This is a genomic window from Streptomyces sp. NPDC030799 (genome assembly GCF_055572255.1).
Genome location: NZ_JBVIDS010000002.1, coordinates 329,460 through 350,843, shown reverse-complemented (window position 1 = coordinate 350,843; position 21,384 = coordinate 329,460). Strand labels below are relative to the sequence as shown.

Annotated in this window: 22 protein-coding genes; 10 read left to right on the top strand and 12 right to left on the bottom strand. The window is 73.1% G+C overall.

Features of this window, described 5'->3' with window-relative positions; all coding sequences use genetic code 11:
- Positions 1 to 73 precede the first annotated feature (73 nt).
- The 3 genes from ACZ41I_RS05520 to ACZ41I_RS05510 form a co-directional block, all read right to left on the bottom strand.
- Positions 74 to 799, bottom strand: coding sequence for an NUDIX hydrolase (locus ACZ41I_RS05520; RefSeq protein WP_468513215.1), 726 nt, complete (start codon positions 797 to 799; stop codon positions 74 to 76).
- Positions 796 to 2,034, bottom strand: a complete 1,239-nt coding sequence (locus ACZ41I_RS05515) for an ROK family protein (RefSeq protein WP_363219905.1) — start codon at positions 2,032 to 2,034, stop codon at positions 796 to 798. Before ACZ41I_RS05515 ends, ACZ41I_RS05520 begins: the two co-directional genes overlap by 4 nt.
- Positions 2,035 to 2,190: 156 nt before the next feature.
- Complete coding sequence (locus ACZ41I_RS05510; RefSeq protein WP_363219906.1) at positions 2,191 to 2,907, bottom strand: alpha-ketoglutarate-dependent dioxygenase AlkB family protein; 717 nt, start codon at positions 2,905 to 2,907, stop codon at positions 2,191 to 2,193.
- 68 nt (positions 2,908 to 2,975) lie between these two features.
- On the opposite strand from ACZ41I_RS05510, the gene ACZ41I_RS05505 reads away from it, so the two are divergent.
- A complete protein-coding gene (locus ACZ41I_RS05505) occupies positions 2,976 to 4,109 on the top strand; it encodes a methyltransferase (RefSeq protein ID WP_399763532.1) in 1,134 nt (377 codons plus the stop codon).
- Positions 4,110 to 4,191: 82 nt separating this feature from the next.
- Here ACZ41I_RS05505 and ACZ41I_RS05500 read toward each other — a convergent pair whose 3' ends face one another.
- Together ACZ41I_RS05500 and ACZ41I_RS05495 are read right to left on the bottom strand one after the other, a co-directional pair.
- The gene (locus tag ACZ41I_RS05500) at positions 4,192 to 5,043 is read right to left on the bottom strand and encodes a ketose-bisphosphate aldolase (protein ID WP_399762989.1); all 852 of its coding nucleotides are present in this window, start codon (positions 5,041 to 5,043) and stop codon (positions 4,192 to 4,194) included.
- A gap of 32 nt (positions 5,044 to 5,075) precedes the next feature.
- A complete protein-coding gene (locus tag ACZ41I_RS05495) occupies positions 5,076 to 5,957 on the bottom strand; it encodes an SIS domain-containing protein (protein ID WP_399762991.1) in 882 nt (293 codons plus the stop codon).
- 126 nt (positions 5,958 to 6,083) lie between these two features.
- Between ACZ41I_RS05495 and ACZ41I_RS05490 the strand changes: the two genes are divergently transcribed.
- Positions 6,084 to 6,863: a DeoR/GlpR family DNA-binding transcription regulator gene (locus tag ACZ41I_RS05490; protein WP_468513214.1), complete on the top strand. Its 780-nt coding sequence runs from the start codon at positions 6,084 to 6,086 to the stop codon at positions 6,861 to 6,863.
- Positions 6,864 to 6,875: 12 nt separating this feature from the next.
- Here ACZ41I_RS05490 and ACZ41I_RS05485 read toward each other — a convergent pair whose 3' ends face one another.
- Positions 6,876 to 7,271 carry a luciferase domain-containing protein gene (locus ACZ41I_RS05485; RefSeq protein WP_468513213.1) on the bottom strand — a complete coding sequence of 132 codons (396 nt, stop codon included), beginning with the start codon at positions 7,269 to 7,271 and terminating at the stop codon, positions 6,876 to 6,878.
- Positions 7,272 to 7,602: 331 nt separating this feature from the next.
- Between ACZ41I_RS05485 and ACZ41I_RS05480 the strand changes: the two genes are divergently transcribed.
- Together ACZ41I_RS05480 and ACZ41I_RS05475 are read left to right on the top strand one after the other, a co-directional pair.
- Positions 7,603 to 8,781, top strand: a complete 1,179-nt coding sequence (locus tag ACZ41I_RS05480) for an MFS transporter (RefSeq protein WP_363219332.1) — start codon at positions 7,603 to 7,605, stop codon at positions 8,779 to 8,781.
- Between the two features lie 542 nt (positions 8,782 to 9,323).
- A complete protein-coding gene (locus tag ACZ41I_RS05475) occupies positions 9,324 to 10,064 on the top strand; it encodes a maleylpyruvate isomerase family mycothiol-dependent enzyme (RefSeq protein ID WP_468513212.1) in 741 nt (246 codons plus the stop codon).
- A 20-nt stretch (positions 10,065 to 10,084) separates the two neighbouring features.
- On the opposite strand, the gene ACZ41I_RS05470 is transcribed toward ACZ41I_RS05475, so the two are convergent.
- Entirely contained in the window at positions 10,085 to 10,480 is a 396-nt protein-coding gene (locus ACZ41I_RS05470; protein ID WP_363219320.1) for a MarR family winged helix-turn-helix transcriptional regulator, read from the bottom strand.
- Positions 10,481 to 10,565: 85 nt separating this feature from the next.
- On the opposite strand from ACZ41I_RS05470, the gene ACZ41I_RS05465 reads away from it, so the two are divergent.
- Both ACZ41I_RS05465 and ACZ41I_RS05460 read left to right on the top strand, forming a co-directional pair.
- Positions 10,566 to 12,056, top strand: coding sequence for an MFS transporter (locus ACZ41I_RS05465; RefSeq protein ID WP_468513211.1), 1,491 nt, complete (start codon positions 10,566 to 10,568; stop codon positions 12,054 to 12,056).
- A gap of 160 nt (positions 12,057 to 12,216) precedes the next feature.
- Positions 12,217 to 12,501, top strand: a complete 285-nt coding sequence (locus tag ACZ41I_RS05460) for a DUF6332 family protein (protein ID WP_468513210.1) — start codon at positions 12,217 to 12,219, stop codon at positions 12,499 to 12,501.
- Here the strand turns inward: ACZ41I_RS05460 and ACZ41I_RS05455 are convergent.
- The 3 genes from ACZ41I_RS05455 to ACZ41I_RS05445 form a co-directional block, all read right to left on the bottom strand.
- Positions 12,462 to 13,127, bottom strand: coding sequence for a response regulator transcription factor (locus ACZ41I_RS05455; protein ID WP_363219323.1), 666 nt, complete (start codon positions 13,125 to 13,127; stop codon positions 12,462 to 12,464). The two genes, ACZ41I_RS05460 and ACZ41I_RS05455, sit on opposite strands and share 40 nt — an antisense overlap.
- Positions 13,124 to 14,338 (bottom strand): sensor histidine kinase, encoded by a 1,215-nt coding sequence (locus tag ACZ41I_RS05450; RefSeq protein WP_468513209.1) that lies wholly within the window; start codon positions 14,336 to 14,338, stop codon positions 13,124 to 13,126. The genes ACZ41I_RS05455 and ACZ41I_RS05450 overlap by 4 nt, the downstream gene beginning before the upstream one ends.
- Positions 14,339 to 14,429: 91 nt before the next feature.
- On the bottom strand, positions 14,430 to 15,080 hold the full coding sequence (locus ACZ41I_RS05445) for a TetR/AcrR family transcriptional regulator (protein WP_399763536.1): 651 nt from the start codon (positions 15,078 to 15,080) through the stop codon (positions 14,430 to 14,432).
- Positions 15,081 to 15,264: 184 nt separating this feature from the next.
- Here ACZ41I_RS05445 and ACZ41I_RS05440 point away from each other — a divergent pair, with 184 nt between their 5' ends.
- Positions 15,265 to 16,302 (top strand): medium chain dehydrogenase/reductase family protein, encoded by a 1,038-nt coding sequence (locus tag ACZ41I_RS05440; protein WP_468513208.1) that lies wholly within the window; start codon positions 15,265 to 15,267, stop codon positions 16,300 to 16,302.
- A 33-nt stretch (positions 16,303 to 16,335) separates the two neighbouring features.
- Here ACZ41I_RS05440 and ACZ41I_RS05435 read toward each other — a convergent pair whose 3' ends face one another.
- Positions 16,336 to 17,028 (bottom strand): TetR/AcrR family transcriptional regulator, encoded by a 693-nt coding sequence (locus tag ACZ41I_RS05435; RefSeq protein WP_399763003.1) that lies wholly within the window; start codon positions 17,026 to 17,028, stop codon positions 16,336 to 16,338.
- Between the two features lie 127 nt (positions 17,029 to 17,155).
- Here ACZ41I_RS05435 and ACZ41I_RS05430 point away from each other — a divergent pair, with 127 nt between their 5' ends.
- Positions 17,156 to 17,605, top strand: a complete 450-nt coding sequence (locus ACZ41I_RS05430; RefSeq protein WP_468513207.1) for a nitroreductase family deazaflavin-dependent oxidoreductase — start codon at positions 17,156 to 17,158, stop codon at positions 17,603 to 17,605.
- A 249-nt stretch (positions 17,606 to 17,854) separates the two neighbouring features.
- On the opposite strand, the gene ACZ41I_RS05425 is transcribed toward ACZ41I_RS05430, so the two are convergent.
- Entirely contained in the window at positions 17,855 to 19,096 is a 1,242-nt protein-coding gene (locus ACZ41I_RS05425) for a geranylgeranyl reductase family protein (RefSeq protein ID WP_399763006.1), read from the bottom strand.
- A 129-nt stretch (positions 19,097 to 19,225) separates the two neighbouring features.
- On the opposite strand from ACZ41I_RS05425, the gene ACZ41I_RS05420 reads away from it, so the two are divergent.
- The gene (locus ACZ41I_RS05420; RefSeq protein ID WP_363219330.1) at positions 19,226 to 20,581 is read left to right on the top strand and encodes a dipeptidase; all 1,356 of its coding nucleotides are present in this window, start codon (positions 19,226 to 19,228) and stop codon (positions 20,579 to 20,581) included.
- Between the two features lie 62 nt (positions 20,582 to 20,643).
- A complete protein-coding gene (locus tag ACZ41I_RS05415; RefSeq protein WP_399763008.1) occupies positions 20,644 to 21,348 on the top strand; it encodes an MBL fold metallo-hydrolase in 705 nt (234 codons plus the stop codon).
- Positions 21,349 to 21,384: the final 36 nt, after the last annotated feature.

Below are 21,384 nucleotides of genomic sequence, written 5' to 3'. Positions count from 1 at the left end.
GTTGTGCCGTTCGGCGGCTGCGGGTCGCCGTGGCCTGTCGCGCAGTTCCCCGCGCCCCTGGACGGCGCGTCTCTCAGGCGTGCGTGTAGGCGCCGAGTACCGGTCGCAGATAGTCGACGTGCGGTCCGTCCAGCGACTCCAGGTCGGCGGTCGAACCGAGCAGCTCGATCCGGTCGAACTCGGGGTCGCGGCCCTGGGCGGTCTCCGTCTTCACCAGCTCCGCGTACCGGTCGTACAACTCCTCTGCGGGGCGCGGCGGGGCGGTGAACATGACGCCGACGTTGCCGCGCCCGCCGAGGGTGGTCAGCCATGGCGTCAGGGCGTCGGCGGGGGTGTCGGAGCCGGTCTCCTCGGCCAGTTCGCGGGCCGCGTGCGCCCGTAGCGTCATGAGGTCCAGCTCGGCGCCGTGGTCGGGTGGTTCCATGGTGCCGCCGGGCAGCTGCCAGCGGCCGGGAGCCGCGGTCGAGGGTGCCATCCGGCCCACCGTCAGGCGTCCGTCGTCGGCCGGCTGTGCCACGGACACGAACAGGGACGCGTACGCGGGAGCGTCGGGCACCTGGCGCAGGGCCCGGTACCGGTAGGTGGCCCGTGCCCAGGACAGCACCAGGCCGTCGGCACCGTCACGTTCGAGTCCGGTCAGCGCGGCCACCGGGCCGTCGAACAGGGCCGGGTTGGCTCGTACGGCCTCCTCCCACGCGCGGTCCATCGCCGAGCGGTGGCGCCCCGACAGCTCGGGCAGGGCCGTCTCGACCAGGCGGATGCGCCGGGCGGGCAGGATCTCCACGGGGGAAGCGGTCACCGCAGCGCCCCCAGCGGGTCGTCGAGCACGGGCTGCCAGGCCAGTTCGGCCGCGCCGACGAGGCTGTTGTGGTCGAGCGTGCAGGGCAGGATCGGTACGCCGCCGCTCTGGCCCCACAGGCTGCGGTCGGCGACGACCGCGCGCAGCCGGCCGGGGTCGGCGTCCAGGAGGGTGCGGTGGAGGCCGCCGAGGATGATGCGGTCGGGGTTGAGGATGTTGACCAGGCCGGCCAGGCCCAGGCCCAGCCGGTCGATCAGGGCCTCGGCAGCGGCACGGACGGCCGGGTCGGCGTACTGGGTGCGCAGCAAGTCGTCGGCCTGCTGGAGCAGGGACACCTCGGGGCCCGGCTCGCGGCCGGCCTCGACGAGGAGGGCCAGCGGGTCTGCCTCGACGTCCAGACAGCCGCGGCTGCCGCAGTGGCAGGGCCGGCCCTCGGGGTTGACGGTGAGGTGACCGACCTCCAGGGCCAGACCCGAACTGCCGGTGTGCAGGCGGCCGTCCAGCACCAGCGCACCGCCGACGCCCCGGTGACCGGTGGCCACGCACAGCAGGTCCCGGGCGCCCCGCCCGGCGCCGTGCCGGTGTTCGGCGAGCGCGGCGAGGTTGACGTCGTTGCCCGCGAAGGCCGGGCCGGTGATGCCCGCGGCGCGGACGCACTCCGCGAAGGTCCGGCGGACCGGGGCGCCGACGGGCCAGGCCAGGTGCAGGGGGTTGAGGGCGAGGCCGTCCGGTTCGGCCACGGCGGACGGCACGGCGAGTCCGGCGCCGACGCAGCGGCGGCCCGTCGTGCGCAGCAGTTCCGCGCCCGCTTCGACGACCGAGCCGAGCACCTTCGCCGGGTCGGCGTCGACGGTCTCGCAGCCGGGCGCGGTCGCCACGATCCGCCCGCCGAGTCCGACCAGCGCGGCCCGGAAGCCGTCGGCGTGCACCTGTGCGGCGAGGGCCACCGGGCCGTCCTCGGCGACCTCCAGCCGGTGCGAGGGGCGGCCCTGGGAGCCGGCCGCGGCGCCCGGCCGGGCGTCCACCCGGATCAGCCCGAGCGCCTCCAGCTCGGCGGCCACCGCCCCCGCCGTCGCCCGGGTGACCCCGAGTTCCGCGGTGAGCACGGCCCGGGTCGGTGCCCGTCCGGTGTGCACCAGCTCCAGCGCGGGTCCGAGCGCACCGCGCCCCCGGTCCAACCGCGCTCTCGAGGTGGTCCTCTCCCCCGCTGTCCGGGGATCCGCCTTGCCGCTCATGAGGGCGAGTCTCCCATGATCCGCACCCGGAGTGGCCGGCGCCACCGGCTGGGCCTGTCCGGCTGGTGCGGCCTGATGCAAGACGCAGGAGGGCGCGCAGGCCCCCGCGTCCCGGACACGGTCCGCCGGACCGGCCCTGCATCCGCCGGACAGGTCCTACAGGCCGCTGACCCGCAGGGTGATGTTCAGCCGTCCGGCCAGACCGAGCCCTGGCGGGGCCGTGCCCGGGTGTACGCGCGGTACTCCGTGGTAGGCGAGCCGGGAGGGACCGCCGAAGACGAACAGGTCCCCGCTGCGCAGCTCGACGTCCGTGTAGGGCTTGGTGGGGGTCCCGGTGTTGCCGAAGCGGAAGACGCAGGTGTCGCCGAGGCTGAGGGAGACCACCGGCGCGTCCGCCTTCTCGTCGCTGTCGCGGTGCATGCCCATGCGGGCGTCGCCGTCGTAGAAGTTGATCAGTGCGATGTCGTACAGGTACGGCTCCTGCGGGCCGAGGGCGGTGACGGCGGCGCGCCGGCCCAGCTCGCCGAGCCAGGCCGGGAACGGTTTCACGGGGGCGCCGTCGCCGTCGACGACCGTGCGGGCATAGGCGTACGGGTACCAGTGCCGACCGGGGCACTCGGGATTGTGCCGCACCGCCCGACCGCAGTTCGGGCACCGGCGTACGGGACCCCAGTGCCAGCCCAGGCAGACCTGCCGGGCGGTCATCGTGCTGCCGCCCGGGGTGCGGACGGTACGCAGGCCGGCCGGTGGCCGCGCCCATGCGCGGCAGGCGGCGAGCAGCTCGCGCTGCCGGTCGGCGGCCAGCCAGTCCGGGACGTGCACGGCGCCCGGCGCGACCTCCGCGCGCTCCCTGGGAAACAGCTCCACGTCCACACCCCCATCCTGCCCCACCACTCCTGAGCTGCGGCTCGGCTAGCCTGGGAGGCACGATGAGCGACCGTATGACGACACCGTGGGGCGAGATCGAGCTGTCCCGCTTCCCCGAGGATCCCCGCGACCGGCTGCGCGCCTGGGACGCCTCCGACGCGTACCTGCTGCGGCACCTGGCGGAGGAGGGGGTGCCGCTCACGGGCTCGGTCGTGGTGCTCGGGGACCGCTGGGGTGCGCTGGTCACGGCGCTCGCGGAGCACCGGCCGACGCAGATCACCGACTCCTTCCTGAGCCAGGAGGCGACCCGGGCGAACCTGGCGCGGGCCGGTGTCGAGCCCGGTGCCGTACGGCTGCTGACCACCCAGGATCCACCGCCGGAGCGGGTGGACGTGCTGCTGGTGCGGGTGCCGAAGAGCCTGGCGCTGCTGGAGGACCAACTGCTGCGGCTGGCGCCCGCCGTGCACGCGGACACGGTGGTCGTCGGCACCGGCATGGTGAAGGAGATCCACACCTCCACGCTCCAGCTGTTCGAGCGGATCCTCGGGCCGACCCGGACCTCACTGGCCCGGCAGAAGGCCCGGCTGATCTTCTGCACGCCGGACCCGGCGCAGGCCCGGCCCGAGAACCCGTGGCCGTACAGCTACGCGCTCCCGGATGGCATCGGCGCGGTCTCCGGGCGTACGGTCGTCAACCACGCGGGCGTGTTCTGCGCCGACCGGCTCGACATCGGCACCCGGTTCTTCCTGCGGCATCTGCCCGGACCGGGCGCGGGCCGCGTGGTGGACCTCGGCTGCGGCAACGGTGTCGTCGGTACGGCGGTGGCGCTGGCGGACCCGACGGCCGAAGTGCTGTTCGTGGACGAGTCGTTCCAGGCGGTGGCCTCGGCGGAGGCGACGTACAAGGCGAACGGGGTGCCCGGGCATGCGGAGTTCCGGGTCGGGGACGGGCTGGCCGGGGTGGCGCCGGGCAGTGTGGACCTGGTGCTGAACAACCCGCCGTTCCACTCCCATCAGGCGACGAGCGACGCGACGGCGTGGCGCATGTTCACGGGGGCGCTGCGCTCGCTTCGGCCGGGCGGTGAGCTGTGGGTGATCGGGAACCGGCACCTGGGGTACCACGTGAAGCTGAGGCGGTTGTTCGGCACCTGTGAACTGGTCGCCTCCGACCCGAAGTTCGTGGTGCTGAGGGCGGTCAGGAAGGGCTGAGCGCGTCGATCGTCCGCGGCGTCGTCGCGGCTGGTCGCTCCCCCGAGTTCTCGGCTTTGCCGAAGACGCCCTTCGGGGTGCTCTAGCCGGCCAGAACCCCGATGATCCGGCGCACCTCCTGGGCCATCGCCTCCCGCCCCACGCTCAGGTACTTACGGGAGTCGACCGCCTCGGGATTCGCCGCGAGGAAGTCGCGAATCGCGCCGGTCATGGCCATGTTCAGCGCCGTGCCGACGTTGACCTTGGCGATGCCGCCGGCGACCGCCGCGACCAGACCGTCGTCCGGTACGCCCGAGGAACCGTGCAGGACGAGCGGGACGGACAGCGCGGCGGACAGCCGTTTGAGCAGGCCGTTGTCGAGGGCGGCGGTGCGGGTGGTCATCGCGTGCACGCTGCCGATGGCGACGGCGAGCGCGTCGACGCCGGTGCCGGCCACGAAGTCGCACGCCTGGTGAGGATCGGTGCGGGCGCCCGGTGCATGGGCGTCCAGCGGCGGCCTGCCGTCCTTGCCGCCCACCTGACCCAGCTCGGCCTCGATCCACAGCCCTTGGGCATGCGCCCAGTCGGCGGCGGCCCGGGTCGCGGAGAGGTTGTCGGCGTACGGCAGCCGGGCCGCGTCGTACATCACCGAGCTGAACCCGGCATCGGGTGCCTGGCGCAGCAGGTGGTCGCTCTGCACATGGTCCAGGTGCAGAGCGACGGGGACGGCGGCGCGTTCGGCGGCGGCCACGGCAGCCCGGGCCAGCGGCAGCAGCCGCCCGTAGCGGAACTTGACGGCGTTCTCGCTGACCTGGAGGACGACGGGCGCGCCGGCCGACTCGGCGCCGGCGATGACGGCCTCGACGTGCTCCAGGGTGATGATGTTGAACGCGGCGACGGCGGAGCGGGTTTCGGCGGCGGCGGTGACCAGCTCGCCGGTGGACGTGAGGGGCACGTGAGGTGTCCTTCCGGGGCGCGGGTCGGAGCTCAGGGGGCGAGGATCACCGAGCGGGTGAGATGACGCGGCTGGTCGGGGTCGAGGCCGCGGGCGGCGGCGACGGCGACCGCGAGCCGCTGGACGCGGACGAGTTCGGCGAGCGGGTCGAGGCCGCCGTCGATCCACGACCCGCCGGTGGCCCGGACCTGTTCCGCGAGCCCCTCGGGTGCCTCGCCGAGCATCCAGGTGGCCGTGCCCGCGGTGGTGATGCTGATCGGGCCGTGCCGGTACTCCATCGCCGGGTAGGTCTCGGTCCAGGACAGCGAGGCCTCACGCATCTTCAGCCCGGCCTCGTGGGCCAGCCCGACGGTCCAGCCGCGCCCGAGGAAGGTGAACTGGGTGCAGGCGACCAGTCCTTCGGGAAGAGGAGTGGCGAGGGCCGTGCGCGCGTCGGCGACGACGGAGTCGGTGTGCAGGCCGAGATGGGCGCGCAGGAGGGTGAGGGCGGTGGTGGCGAACCGGGTCTGGACGACGGAGCGTTCGTCGGCGAAGTCCAGCACCACGAGGTCGTCGGCGCTGCTCGCGACCGGGGTGTCCGGATCGCCGGTGACGGCCGTGGTGCGTGTCCTGCCGCTCAACTCACCCAGCAGTTCCAGCACTTCGGTGGTGGTGCCGGAGCGGGTGAGGACCACCACCCGGTCGTACGACCGCCCGTGCGGGAACTCGGAGGCCGCGAACGCGTCGGTCTCGCCCTGGCCGGCGCCCTCCCGCAGGCCGGCCACCGCCTGCGCCATGAAGTACGAGGTCCCGCACCCCACGATCGCGATCCGCTCCCCCGGCCCCGGCAGCGCGTCCCGGTACCGCCCTGCCTCCTCGGCCGCCCGCATCCAGCACTCGGGCTGGCTGTTCAGCTCGTTCTCGACATGCGTCATGCTCACACCCTCCCCCTATCTGATTGTTCCTGCAAGATATAGCGAGCTTTCAAGCACAATCAAGCATTCGAGCGCAGAACGAGGTGCGCTAGGGTCACCGGGAACACTTCAGAACGGAGGCTGCCGATGTCCCGGGACGCCCGCTGGAAGGCGCTGCTGGACCTGCTCGTGGAGCGCGGCCGGCTGGAGGTCGAGGAGGCGGCGGCCGAGCTGGAGGTGTCGGCGGCGACGATCCGCCGGGACTTCGACCAGCTCGCCGAGCAGCAGATGCTGGTGCGCACCCGGGGCGGAGCGGTGGTGCACGGGGTGTCGTACGAACTCCCGCTGCGCTACAAGACGGCCCGCCGCGCCTCGGAGAAGCAGCGCATCGCCAAGGCCGTGGCCGATCTGCTGGCACCGGGCGAGGCGGTGGGCCTGACCGGCGGTACGACCACCACGGAGGTGGCCCGCGCCCTGGCCGTACGCGGCGATCTGTCCAGCGCCTCACCCGCGCTGACCATCGTCACCAACGCGCTCAACATCGCCAACGAGCTTGCCGTGCGGCCCCAGTTCAAGATCGTGGTGACGGGCGGGGTGGCACGCCCGCAGTCGTACGAACTCATCGGCCCGCTCGCCGACGGGGTGCTCGGGCAGATCACGCTCGACATGGCGGTGCTGGGTGTCGTCGCCTTCGACGTCACGCACGGCGCGGCGGCCCATGACGAGGCGGAGGCGGCGATCAACCGGCTGATGTGCGAACGCGCCGAGCGGGTGGTGGTCGCCGCGGACTCCAGCAAGCTGGGCCAGCGGGCGTTCGCCCGCATCTGCGGGGCGGAACTGGTGGACACGCTCGTGACGGACACGGCGGTGGAGCAGGACATGGTACGGCGCTTCGAGGAAGCGGGCATCCGGGTCCTGGCGGTGTGACGGCCGGCGACCTCAGAAGGCGCCGAGGTCGGTCTTCACGAATCCCGCGCCCCGCTGGTCGTTGCAGCCGAACAGCGGCCGGTCGGCCGGGTCGGGCCAGGCCTGCTGGGCCTGGAGCGCCACGCTCACCAGGGTCAGCAGCAGGTCGACGTCGCTCGCGGCGTCGAGGCGCAGGGTCACCCACTGCGAGCCGGGCACGATCCTGATCGCCCCCGAGCCCTTGAAGTCCTTGGCGAACCGGCGGACGGCCCGGTCGGTCAGCCGCAGATCGACATCACGGTCCGAGTGGAAGTGGGCGATCTCGCCCTGGGCCGAACTCACCGCCTGTCCCAGGCCGCAGCTCGGGACCGCCGGCCTCAGGTCGGGCCAGGTCGCCAGTTGCGCGAGCGCGCGCGAGGCCAACGTCATGGGGCCATCATGGACCGCTCACCCCTCGGCAACCAGCTCGTGCGCAAGCATTAACCGACCTGTATCCGGCGGCGGGACAGTCCCGCAGACCGCGGGAACACCCGCAACGGGGCATGCCGGTGCACCGTGTTGACGCCGCCGTCGCCACGGGAAAGCACAACCAGGTGCACCTCAAGGCCGTATCGGCCCGTCCAGGAGCGCACGAACTCCGGCAGCTCGGCGCGGCATCCGGGGCAGCCCGCCCCCAGCGGCACCCCTCTTGCCTCAACCCCGCGCACCCGCCTAACCTGAGTTTGTGCCGCAACTAAACAAAACCCGTTCGCACATCGTGGTGCCGGGTGACAGCCATGACCTCGTCCGCCTCCGCGTCGCGCTCACCGCGTTCTTCGCCCTCGACGGCTTCGTCTTCGCGGGCTGGGTCGTCCGTATCCCTGCCATCAAGCAGCAGACCGACGCCTCCGCCGGCGACCTGGGGCTCGCCCTGCTCGGTGTCTCCGCCGGTGCCGTCGTCACCATGACGCTCATCGGGCGTCTCTGCCGCCGCTACGGCAGCCATCCGGTCACCGTGGTCTGCGCAGTCCTGCTCTCCGTCAGCGTCAGCCTGCCCCCGCTGACCCACTCGGCACCCGCCCTGGGCGCGGTACTCCTCCTCTTCGGCGCCGCCTACGGCGGCGTCAACGTCGCCTTCAACAGCGCCGCCGTCGACCTGGTGGCCGCATTGCGGCGGCCGATCATGCCCACGTTCCACGCCGCGTTCAGCCTCGGCGGCATGATCGGCGCCGGTCTCGGCGGACTGGTCGCCGGTGCGCTCTCCCCCACCCGGCATCTGCTCGGCCTCACCCTGATCGGGCTGCTCGTCACGGCCGTCGCCGGACGCAGCCTGTTGCGGCAGGAGCCGCCGGCGCCGGCGGACCGGCCTGCCTCACCGGGGGCGGCACCGGACCGCGCCATGCCGCACCGAACCGGTGGCCGGGGGCTGGTCGTCGTCTTCGGACTGGTCGCGCTGTGCACCGCCTACGGCGAGGGCGCCCTGGCGGACTGGGGCGCGCTCCACCTCCAGCAGGACCTCGCGGCGCCGTCCGGCGTGGCGGCGGCCGGGTACGCGTGTTTCGCGCTGGCCATGACCGTGGGCCGGGCGACCGGCACGACCCTGCTGGCGCGACTCGGCCGCGCCCGTACGGTTATCGCCGGCGGCACCGTCGCGGCGGCGGGCATGCTGCTCGGCTCGCTCGCGCCCTCCGTGTGGGCCGCGCTGATCGGTTTCGCCGTCACCGGGCTCGGCCTCGCCAACCTCTTCCCGGTCGCCGTCGAACGGGCCGGCGCGCTGACCGGCCCGTCCGGCGTGGCCGTCGCCTCGACACTGGGCTACGGCGGCATGCTCCTCGGGCCGCCCGCGATCGGGTTCATGGCCGACTGGTTCTCCCTCCCGACCGCCCTCACCAGCGTCGCGGCACTGGCGGCCCTCGCCGCGGTCATCGGGGCGTCCACGCGGCGGGCCATGGGCGGCTGACGCGGAAGCGGAGGGACGGCGGCTGACGCGAAAGCGGGAGGCCGGCGGCTGACGCGAAAGCCAGAGGCCGGCGGCTGACGCGGAGCGGGAGGACGGCGGCTGACGCGGAAGCCAAAGGACACACGGCGATGAGGAAGCCGAAGGACGGGGCGGCCAACGCGCAAGCCGGAAGACACACGGCTGACGCCGAAGCCGAAAGACAGGCCGCTGACGCGCAAGCCGAAAAACACACGGCTGACGCGAAAGCCGAAGGACAGGCGGCTGACGCGGCAGGGAAAGCACGGGCGGCGACGCGTGAACCGCGGTGGGCGGGTCCTCGGTCACACCACGGCACCACCGGCGTCCAGACGCCGGCGTCCGCGACCGACCCGCACGCCGCAGTCGGCCGGCCCTCGGCCACGCCACCGCACAGCGCGGCCCCGGATGCCTGCGCGCCTCAGCGTGAGCGCGTCGCGTACGCCTCACCCGGCGCCGTACGACGGGCCGTCGGCCGACTCGAGGGTGCCGGTCATGGAGCGCGCGCCATCCGGCACACTCACCCCATGAACACTGCCGACTTCCTTCAGACCCTCGACCGGGAGGGCCGGCTGCTCGCGGCGGCCGCCGCCGCGGCGGGGACCGATGCCAAGGTGCCGACCTGCCCGGAGTGGCAGGTGCGCGACCTGCTGCGGCACACCGGCGCGGTGCACCGCTGGGCCGCGACCTTCGTCGCCGAGGCGTACCCGGAGCCGCGGCCCTTCGGTGACCCGCCGGACCTCGACGGCGCCGAACTGGTGGACTGGTACCTGGACAGTCACCGTCTGCTGGTCGACACCCTCGCCGCCGCGCCCGCGGACGTGCGGTGCTGGACGTTCCATCCGGCGCCCAACCCCTCACCGCTGGCGTTCTGGACCCGCCGGCAGGCGCACGAGACGACCGTCCACCGCTACGACGCCGAGGCCGCGCGCGGCGGTACGGCGTCGCCGATCGCGCCGGACTTCGCGGTGGACGGCATCGACGAGTTGCTGCGCGGCTTCCACGCCCGGCCCAAGAGCCGCGTGCGCGCGCCCGAGCCACGCCTGCTGAGGGTGCGGGCGCTGGGCGCGGGGACGGATGCCGTGTGGACCGTACGGCTCACGGACGAGCCGCCGGTGGCCGTGCGGGAGGAGACCGGGGCCGCCGAGGCCGAACTGTCCGGGCCCGCCGACGAGTTGTACCTGGCCCTGTGGAACCGCAGGCCCGTGCCGGTTGTGTCCGGCGATCAGGCGCTCGCCGCGCTCTGGCGGGAGAAGGGCGGGATCTGACGCCTGATCAGCACGCCTGATCAGCCGGCGTCGCCCAGCATCCGGGCCAGCACCGCGCGCTGCACCGGCCGTACCTCGCCGTGCAGCGCGCGCCCCTTCGCCGTGAGCGCCACGCGCACCCCGCGCCGGTCCTCGGCGCACATGGCGCGCTCGACCAGGCCGTCCTTCTCCAAGCGGCCGATCAGCCGGGACAGCGCGCTCTGACTGAGGTGGACGCGCTCGGAGATCTCCTGCACGCGGTAGGCGCAGCCGCCGTCCGCCGTGCCCTCGGCCAGCAGGTCGAGAACCTCGAAGTCGCTGGCGCACAGGCCGTGTCCGCCGAGCGCCCGGTCCAGCTCGCACTGGGTGTGCGCGTGCAGCGCGAGGATGTCGCGCCACTGTTCCACGAGCGCCTGCTCAGCTCTGTTGGACGCCATGAGCGCACCGTAGCAGAGAAACAAGTTTATTGCGTCGGCATTAAATGCGTTTGCATTCAATGTATGTGCATGTAATGTCGTCGGCATGACCTCTCCGCTCACCACCCCCGCGCCCCCGCCCTCTGCGGTGCGCTGGACTCCCCGGCTGTGGGGCACCCTGCTGGTGCTCTGCGCGGCGATGTTCCTGGACGCGCTGGACGTGTCGATGGTCGGCGTCGCCCTGCCGTCCATCGGCTCCGACCTGCATCTGTCCACATCGACGCTGCAATGGATCGTCAGTGGCTACATCCTGGGCTACGGCGGCCTGCTCCTCCTCGGCGGCCGGACCGCCGACCTGCTCGGCCGGCGGCAGGTGTTCCTCGTCGCCCTCGGTGTCTTCGCGCTGGCCTCGCTGCTCGGCGGGCTGGTGGACTCCGGTCCGCTGCTGATCGCCAGCCGCTTCATCAAGGGCCTGAGTGCGGCTTTCACTGCACCGGCCGGTCTGTCGATCATCACCACCACGTTCCCGGAGGGCCCGCTGCGCAACCGTGCCCTCTCCATCTACACCACCTGCGCCGCCACCGGCTTCTCGATGGGCCTGGTGCTCTCGGGCCTGCTCACCGAGGCCAGCTGGCGCTTCACCATGCTGCTGCCCGCGCCGATCGCGCTCGTGGCACTCCTCACCGGCCTGCGCCTGCTGCCGCGCAGCGCCCGCGAGGAGCACCACGACGGTTACGACATACCGGGCGCCGTCCTCGGCACCGCGTCGATGCTGCTGCTGGTCTTCACCGTCGTCCAGGCTCCCGAGGCCGGCTGGGCCTCGGCCCGCACGCTGCTGTCGTTCCTCGCCGTGGCGCTCCTGCTGACCGCCTTCGTGCTGGTCGAGCGGCGTTCACCGAGCCCGCTGATCCGGCTGGGCGTGCTGCGTTCGGGCAGCCAGGTCCGCGCCCAGCTCGGCGCGGTCGCGTTCTTCGGCTCGTATGTGGGCTTCCAGTTCCTGACGACGCTTTACATGCAGTCGCTGCTCGGCTGGTCGGCCCTGCACACCGCGCTCGCCTTCCTGCCGGCGGGCGCGCTGGTGGCGGTGTCCTCCACGAAGGTGGGTGCGATCGTCGACCGGTTCGGTACGCCACGGCTGATCGCGACCGGCTTCGCCTTCATGGTCCTCGGCTACGCGCTGTTCCTGCGCGTCGACCTCGACCCGGTGTACGCGGCCGTGATCCTGCCGTCCATGCTGCTGATCGGCGCGGCCTGCGCACTGGTCTTCCCGTCGCTCAACATCCAGGCCACCAACGGGGTCGAGGACCACGAGCAGGGCATGGTCTCCGGGCTGCTCAACACCTCGGTGCAGGTGGGCGGCGCGATCTTCCTGGCGGTGGTCACGGCCGTGGTGACCGCGGGCGCTCCCGCGCACGCCACCCCGCAGGCCGTCCTCGACAGCTACCGGCCCGGCTTCCTCGTCGTCACGGGCGTCGCGGCGGCCGGCCTGCTGATCACCCTCACCGGTCTGCGCAGCCGCCGTACCGAGCCGTCCCTCGTGGTCGCCAGGTCCACCGTGCAGGAGGCGGAAGCGGAACTCGTGCCGGTCCGCGACTGAGCGCTCCGCCGGGGGGCGGGCCGTCGGCCGTGCGCGCGTCCGTCGTGACTCGCGCCCACGCGGCGGCAGCCGGATGTCGGCACAGCCCCGCGCCCTCGGGCGCTGTCGAGCCCGGCGGGGCTGGTTGCTCCGCCGGGCTCCCGTCGGTGAAGCTGGAGGGATGCACGCATACGGGGGACGCCGCAGCAGAGCCCAACAGGACGCGGCGACGGTCGAGATCGGCTATGCGCTGGTGAGCGCGGCCTTCGCGGCGGCGGTGCTGTTCGGGGCGGTGGCCGGGCCCGCGCTGCTCTTCGACCTGCCGCAACTGCTGTCCAAGGCCCTGCTGTGGCTGGGCACGACGGTCGCACCGGTCGTGTTCGTGGTCCGGGTGGTCAGCGTGCTGGTCCGCTTCCGGCGGGCGGTTCAGCCCAGCCAGCCGGGTCTGACCAACCCCGACTCATAGGCCAGCACGACGAGTTGGGCGCGGTCCCGCGCTCCCAGCTTCACCATCGTGCGGCTGACGTGGGTCTTGGCCGTCAGCGGGCTGACGACCAGGCGGCGGGCGATCTCCTCGTTGGACAGGCCGATGCCGACCAGCGCCATCACCTCCCGCTCCCGTTCGGTGAGCCGGGCCAGGGCGTCCGCCGCCGCGGGCTCCTTGGAGCGGGCCGCGAACTCCGCGATCAGCCGGCGGGTGACACCCGGTGACAGCAACGCGTCGCCCTGGACCACCGCCCGTACCGCCCGCAGGAGTTCGTCCGGTTCGGTGTCCTTCACCAGGAAGCCGGAGGCACCGGAGCGGATCGCCTCGAAGACGTACTCGTCCAGCTCGAAGGTGGTGAGCATGACCACCCTGACGTCCTGCAGCTCCGCTTCGCCGGTGATGCGCCGGGTCGCGGCGAGACCGTCCAGCTGGGGCATGCGGATGTCCATCAGGACGACGTCCGGGCGCAGTTCACGCACCAGGCGCAGCGCCTGCTCGCCGTCGGCCGCCTCCCCGGCCACCGCGATGTCCGGCTGCGCGTCGAGCAACGCGCGGAAACCGGCCCGCACGAGTGACTGGTCGTCGGCGAGCAGTACCCGGATCACTGGTCCTCCCTGGGCTGCGACGGCAGTACGGCGAGCACCCGGAAGCCGCCGTCGGGGCGCGGGCCCGCCTCGATGGTGCCACCGAGCGCGGCGGCCCGCTCCCGCATGCCGGCCAGGCCGTTGCCGCTGCCCCCGGCGTCGGCGCCGGTGGCCGGACCGTCGTCGTCGATGCGCAGCCGCAGTGCGTCGCCGTCGTCGGCGAACCGCACGCGCGCGTGCCGCGATCCGGAGTGCCGTACGACGTTGGTCAGCGCCTCCTGCACGATACGGAAGGCGGCGAGGTCGGCGCCGGGCGGCAGCCGGGGCAGCGGACCCTCGATGTCGACGGCCAGTCCGGCCGCCGCCGCCTGCTCCACCAGCTCGGGCAGCCGGTCGAGGCCGGGAGCGGGGGCACGGGGCGCGTCTCCGGAGGCGCGCAGGGTGTCGAGGACCTGGCGCACTTCGCCGAGCGCCTCCTTGCTGGCGGCCTTGATGGTGGCGAGCGCGGCCCGCGCCTGCTCGGGATCGCTGTCGAGCAGCGCGAGCCCCATGCCGGCCTGGACGTTGATGACGGAGATGCTGTGCGCGAGGACATCATGCAACTCGCGGGCGATCCGCAGCCGTTCCTCGTCCGCTCGGCGCCGCGCCGCCTGCGCCCGGTCGGCGCGCTCCCGGGCCCACTGTTCGCGCCGCACCCGGGCCAGTTCGGACAGGGCGACGACGGCCAGCAGCCAGGTGGCGATGACGATCTCCTGGGTGAGGCCCCCGCTGTTGTCGCCCGAAGGCGGCAGCCAGCGGTAGAGCCAGAGGGCGGCCAGGGCGTGCCCGGCCCACAGCAGGGCCACGGACGCCCGGGCGGCCCGCCGGTGGCCGGCGACGACCGCGCTGTGACAACTGACGGCGACGGTGAGGAAGACCGGGCCGTAGGGGTAGCCCGCGGCCAGGTAGCCGAGGGTCACCGTCGCGGTGCCGAAGGCCACGGCCACCGGGTACCGATTGCGCCAGAGCAGCGTGACGCAGGCGACGACGAGCAGCACACGCGCGTAGCCGTCCAGAGGCACGCGGTGGTGCTCGCCCTGCGCGGCGAAGTGGCTGCCGATCAGCACGAACGCGGTGAACAGCACGGTGGATCGCCAGGGCCACCGGGGCCGGTGCGGCTCCGCCGCGTCCGGCGCGCTCCACCACGGCGGGCCGTGCCGCCACCAATGCCATGGGGGGCGCTGCTCTTCCATGCAGGCCACGGTAGACGTCGCCCGGCCGCGCGGGCGTCAGCCGGACGAGGTGATCACGGATACTCCCCGCGGAGTACGCCCGCCCATGAGCTCAGTCGGTGTCCGCCAGTGACTGCGCCTCGACGGTGAAGAGCAGCTCCGGGTCGAACCCCATGCCCGTGAAGTGGCCGGCGAGTTCCAGGGAGAGGACCCCGTGCAGGCGGGTCCAGAACGCCAGGGCCCGGCGCAGCACGGGCGGCGGGGCGGGGTGGTCGCCCGCCCAGCCGCGATGGTCCGCGAGGTGGGTCTCGATCGCGTCGAGCGGGACGGCCCGGGGCTCTTCGGCCGCGCAGACGTCCAGCAGGGCGGCCATGATCTCCTGGGCGACAGCGGTGGTGTCCGCCGGGGCGCGGTAGCCGGGGACCGGTGTGCCGTAGACGAGGAAGTAGCGCTGGGGGTCCTCCAGCGCCCAGCGGCGCATCGCCCGCGCCAGGCCGGACAGCCCCGAGCCCGCGTCGGCCGCGGCGCGGAAGGTGTCCGCGAGGCTGCGGTAGGCGTCCCGGACGAGCTCGGTGATCAGGTCGTCCCGGCCGCCGAAGTACCGGTAGAGCGCCGGGCCGCTCATGCCCAGCTCCTTGGCGATGGCGTTGAGGGACAGCCCCGATGCGCCCGAGGTGGCGATCTGCTTCCAGGCCTTCGCCTTGATCTCCGCCCGCACCTGGCTGCGGTACCGCTCGCGGGGACTCGCCGCGCCTGCCGCCATCGCCATCACCCCTCACCGGCTCCTCGGTTTCACCCTATCACTGTCGAGAGAAGGCATAACGGAAAGCGTCGCGAAGCCTTGACACTCAAGCTAGGTGAGGTCATTTTAGTTATAGCTTCTAACGCAAGCGAAGCTCTCTAGCCGAGAGTGGCGCACGCCAGCCCCCTTTCACCCGGAGGTCGTCATGGAAAGCACGAAACTCGTCGAGGTCGTCCTGCCGGGCACGGTCGAGCCGGAGGAGCTGCAGCTCCGGCACCGGGACGTGCCGCTGCCCGGTGCCGGACAGGTCGTGGTGCGGGTGGAGGCCACCGGGGTGTCCTTCGCCGAGCAGCAGATGCGCCGGGGCCGCTACTACGACCAGCCGCCCTTCCCGTTCGTGCCGGGCTACGACCTGGTCGGCACGGTTCTCACGGCAGGCACCGGCGTTGCGCGGGACCTCGTCGGCAAGCGGGTGGCGGCGCTGGTCAAGGTCGGCGGCTGGGCGAGCCATGTGGTGCTGGACGCGGCCGACGCGGTGGAGGTGCCCGTCGGCATCGGCGCGGCGGAGGCCGAGACGCTGGTGGTCAACGGGATCACCGCGTGGCAGATGCTGCACCGCAAGGCCCGGGTGCGCAGCGGCGGAACGGTTCTGGTCCACGGCGCCAATGGCGGTGTCGGCACGGTTCTGGTCCAGCTCGCGCGGGCGGCCGGCCTCAAGGTGATCGGTACGGCGTCCGTGCGCCACCACCAGGCCCTGCGGGACCTGGGCGTCACCCCGGTCGACTACCGCACCGAGAACGTCCCGGCCCGGGTCCGGGAACTCGCTCCCGAGGGGGTCGACGCCGTCTTCGACCACCTGGGCGGGCGCAGCGTCACCGACTCCTGGCGGCTGCTCGCCCCCGGCGGAACCCTCGTCGCCTACGGCAGCGCCACGACCCGGGACGACTCGGGCTCCAAGCAGTGGCCCGTTCTGAAGATCCTCGGCCGGGTGTGGTGGTGGAACGCGCTGCCCAACGGCCGCCACGCGTACTTCTTCAACGTCTGGGCGGGGCGCGGCCTGAACAAGGACCGCTTCCGGACCCGGCTGCGCGCCGACCTCACCCAGGTGTTCCACGCCCTGCAGCGCGGCGAGGTCACCGCTCGGATCGCCGCCCGGCTGCCGCTCACCGAGGTCGCGGAGGCGATGCGGCTGGCCGAGTCCGGCACGGTGACCGGGAAGGTCGTCCTGATTCCCGGTGCATAGGTGCGGCCGGGAGCCGGGCCCCGCTCGCGCGCGTCAGGCGCCGACCAGCCCCACGCCCTGGGCAAGCCGGGCCGCCGCATGCCGGAAGAAGGCCTCCGGGTCCTCCACCACCCGGTGGAACTGCCCGAACAGCTCGAAACCGACCAGCCCGAACAGCTGGGACCAGGCCGCCACCAGCGCCACGGCCGCCTCGGGAGGCAGGTCGGGTGCGAGGTCCGCCGCCATCCGCTCGGCCTCGGGACGCAACTCGGCGGGCAGGGGCAGAGGCGCGAGGCCGGGCCCCTGGTGGGCGTCGCGGACGATGCCGATGAGAAGCAGGCCGACGCGCGAAGCGGCCGGGACGGTGCTCTCGGGGGCAAAGTAGCCGGGCACCGGAGATCCGTAGATCAGCGCGTACTCGTGCGGATGGGCGAGGGCCCATGCCCGTACCGCCTCGCACACGGCCGTCCAGCGCCGCACGTGGTCCGCGCCCGCGGCCGCCGCGTGGGCCGTCTCCGCGGCCCGGCCCAGGGAGTCGTAGGCGTCGATGATCAGGGCAGTGAGCAGCTCGTCGCGGCTGGGGAAGTAGCGGTAGAGCGCCGAGGAGACCATGCCCAGCTCACGGGCGACTGCCCGCAGGGAGAGCTTGGCCGCGCCTTCCTTCGCGAGCTGTCTGCGCGCCTCTTCCTTGATGGCTGCCGTGACTTCCGTCCTGGCCCGTGCGCGGGCGCCCTGTGCGGTGCTCATGCCAGCAGTGTGCCACGTACCGAGAGCAGCGCACACAAAAGAGAGCACCGCTCTTGCTCTGGAGCACCTGTCTCCCCCACACTGAAGTCAAGCGAGAGCACCGCTCTCCCAAATCACGGGGGTCACCGTGTCCACACACGTCAAGAAGCCGGGCTGGTTCACCGTCAACGTCTTCAACCGGACGGTCAGCTGGCTCACCCGGCGCGGCGTCAGCATCTGGGGTTCCCGGGTCCTCGCGGTGCGCGGACGCAAGAGCGGACAGTGGCGGACCACTCCGGTGAACCTGCTGACGGTTGACGGGCAGCAGTACCTGCTCGCCCCGCGAGGGCATGTCCAGTGGACGCGCAACATGCGTGCGGCCGGCGGCGGCGAGCTGCGGCTCGGCAAGGCCGTGGACGTCTTCACCGCCACCGAGGTCGCCGACGACGACAAGGTCCCGCTGCTGCGGGCCTACCTCAAGCGCTGGAAAGCGGAGGTCGGGGTCTTCTTCGACGGCGTCGGGCCGGACTCCGCGGACGAGGACCTGCGCCGCATCGCTCCCGACCACCCGGTCTTCCGCATCACGGTCACGAACTGACCGGAGCCCTGCGCAAGGGGCGGCCGTACCCGGTCCCGCCACACCAAGGACCGCCGCCCCCCACCGGTCCGGTCCTGGCCGCCTGCGACCGGCCCCGCCCCGTTCCCGCGCGGTCTTCACAGGTGCTGCCGGCCCGGTTTTCGTCGCCCTCGAACGGCCCGGTCCCCGCAGCCACCCTCCTGCGCGGTCCGTGCCGTAGCCACCGGGCCTCCCTCAAGGCCGCGACACCCGGTCCCTCGTCCGGTGCGGTCAGGAACCGGCCGGCTCCTCGGCGGGAACCGCCTGCCCCCGGTCCAGCGCGGTCAGGACGCGCTGGGCGATCGGGCGGGAGCGGACCATCTCGCCCAGCGAGGTCGAGCCCTGGGTGATGTCCCGGAACGCCTTCCAGGCGGGACGGAAGCCGGTGAGGGCCGCGTGGAAGAGGCCCGGACGCTTCTCGAACGCGGTCAGCAGGCGCTTGCCCACGCTCATCTCGACGCCCAGCCCGGCCTTGATCGCGAACGCGTAGTTCAGGGCCTGGCGCCGGGTGTCGACCGCGTCGTGCGCCTCGGCGATGCGCACCGCCCACTCGCCCGCGAGCCGGCCCGAGCGCAGCGCGAAGGAGATGCCCTCTCGGGTCCACGGCTCCAGCAGGCCCGCCGCGTCCCCGCAGACCAGCACCCGGCCGCGCGAGAGCGGCGAGTCGTCGGCGCGGCAGCGGGTCAGATGCCCGGAGGAGATGCTCGGCTCGAAGCCCGCAAGGCCGAGCCGCGCGACGAAGTCCTCCAAGTAGCGCTTGGTGGCGGCGCCTTCACCGCGCGCGGAGATCACGCCGACCGTCAGGGTGTCGCCCTTCGGGAACACCCAGCCGTAACTGCCCGGCATCGGGCCCCAGTCGATGAGGACCCGGCCCTTCCAGTCCTCGGCGACCGGCTCCGGCACCGGGATCTCCGCCTCCAGGCCGAGGTCGACCTGGTCCAGCTTCACTCCGACGTGGGCCCCTATGCGGCTGGCGCTGCCGTCGGCGCCGACGACCGCACGAGCCAGCACCGTCTCGCCGCCCTGCAGGATCACGGCGACCGTGCGCCGGTCGGGGACGGCCGAGCCGTGCTGCTCGACCCGCTGCACCGTGACGCCCGTACGCAGCTCGGCGCCCGCCTTCTGCGCGTGCTCGACCAGCTGCTGGTCGAACTCGGGCCGGTTGATCAACCCGAACAGCATCTGCTTGGAGCGGCGGGTGCGGGTGAAGCGGCCGTTGTGCGAGAAGGTGACCGCGTGCACCCGGTCGCGCAGGGGCAGCTCGAAGCCGGGCGGCAGCGCGTCGCGCGAGGGTCCGATGATGCCGCCGCCGCAGGTCTTGTACCGGGGCAGCTCGGCCTTCTCCAGCAGCAGCACGCGCCGTCCCGCGACAGCCGCCGCGTAGGCGGCCGAGGCCCCCGCGGGTCCCGCGCCCACCACGACGACGTCCCACACCCGCTGCACGCCGTCCGCCGAAGAGTTCTCGCCGCTCACGATGGTCTACCGCTCCGATCAAGCCGCTGCCGTAGTGTCCCCCGCATCCTACGGCGGCCGTCGTCGCAGGCCACTGTGGGAGTATCGGGGTACACCCCGTACAACGTCGCACCTACGAGGAGCGTGCCCATGTCGTCGAATCCGGTCGCACAGACCGTCGCCTCGCTGCTGCCCAAGGCGCAGGCGGAGCTGGCCGAGCTGGTCGCCTTCAAGTCGGTGGCGGACTTCGACCAGTTCCCGAAGAGCGAGAGCGAGGCCGCCGCGAGCTGGATCGCCGACGCGCTGCGCGCCGAGGGCTTCGTCGACGTGGCACTGCTGGACACCCCGGACGGCACGCAGTCCGTCTACGGCTACCTGCCGGGCCCGGAGGGTGCGAAAACGGTTCTGCTCTATGCGCACTACGACGTCCAGCCGCCGCTCGACGAGGCCGGCTGGACCAGCCCGCCGTTCGAGCTGACCGAGCGCGACGGCCGCTGGTACGGGCGCGGGGCCGCCGACTGCAAGGGCGGCGTGATCATGCACCTGCTCGCGCTGCGCGCCCTGAAGGCGAACGGCGGCGTCCCCGTGAACGTCAAGGTGATCTGCGAGGGCTCGGAGGAACAGGGCACCGGCGGCCTGGAGCGGTACGCCGAGGAGCACCCGGAGCTGCTGGAGGCCGACACCATCGTCATCGGCGACGCGGGCAACTTCCGCGTCGGCCTGCCGACGGTGACCACCACGCTGCGCGGCATGACCCTGGTCCGGGTGCGGATCGACACCCTCGCGGGCAACCTCCACTCCGGCCAGTTCGGCGGTGCCGCCCCGGACGCGCTGGCCGCGCTGATCCGCGTCCTGGACTCGCTGCGCGCCGAGGACGGCTCGACCACCGTCGACGGGCTGGACGCCACGGGTACGTGGAACGGCCTGGAGTACACCGAGGAGCAGTTCCGCGCGGACGCCAAGGTGCTCGACGGGGTCGGTCTGATCGGCGACGGCTCGGTCGCCGACCGTCTCTGGGCCCGTCCGGCCGTCACCGTCCTCGGTATCGACTGCCCGCCTGTCGTCGGCGCCACCCCGTCCGTGCACGCGAGCGCCCGCGCGCTGATCAGTCTGCGGGTGCCGCCGGGCGTGGACGCGGCGGAGGCGACCAAGCTGCTCCAGGCGCACCTGGAGACGCGCACCCCGTGGGGCGCCCGGGTCACCACCGAACAGATCGGCCAGGGCCAGGCGTTCCGCGCCGACGCCTCCAGCCCGGCCTACCAGGCGATGGCCGACGCGATGGCGGTCGCCTACCCGGGCGAGACGATGCAGTACGCCGGCGAGGGCGGCTCCATCCCGCTGTGCAACACCCTCGCCGGGCTCTACCCGCGGGCGGAGATCCTGCTCATCGGGCTCAGCGAGCCGGAGGCGCAGATCCACGCGGTCAACGAGAGCGTGTCCCCCGAGGAGCTGGAACGGCTGTCGGTCGCCGAGGCGCTGTTCCTGCGCAACTACGCGGCGGGCTGAACCCTTCTGCCCCCGGCAGAGCGCCCTCGCCCGCGGGCGGGGGCGCCGCCTACGGTCGGCGCATGGACGTCATCACGCTGCTCCCCCGGCTCCACCTCCTGCGTTTTCCCGTCGGCCAGGCGTACCTCTGGCGCGACGACGACGCGTTGACACTCGTCGACGCGGGCACGATCGGTGCCGGCCGCGCGATCGCCGACGCGGTCACGGCGCTGGGGCACACGCCCGGGGACGTACGGCGGATCGTGCTGACCCACTTCCACGAGGACCACGCGGGCGGGGCGGGCGAGTTCGCCGCGCTGAGCGGCGCGGAGGTGCTGGCGCACCACCTGGACGCGCCGTTCGTCCGCGGGGAACTCACGGGCCCGCCGCCGCTGTTCGAGGAGTGGGAGTTGCCGATCCACGCGGCCGCGGCCCAGCGCCTTCCGGAGGGCACGCCGGTACCGCCGGCCGCGGTCACCGGCGTGTCGGACGGCGAAGTGCTGGACTTCGGCGGTGGCGCCCGGGTGATCCACGTCCCCGGGCACACCGACGGCAGCATCGCCCTGTTCCTGCCCGAGGAGGGCGTGCTGTTCACCGGCGACACGGTGGCCGCCTCACCGTTCGACGGCACGGTGATCCCGGGCGTGTTCAACCTCGACCGGCCCCGGCTCCTCGCTTCCCTGGGCACGTTGGCGGACCTCGGCGCGGAGGTCGCCTGTTTCGGGCATGGTGACCCGGTGGTGGGAGACGCCGCACCCGCTCTGCGCGGAGCGGCGGCCGTGGGCTGACCGTGGAGAGGTGCCCCTCCCCCGTCGTCCCACCGC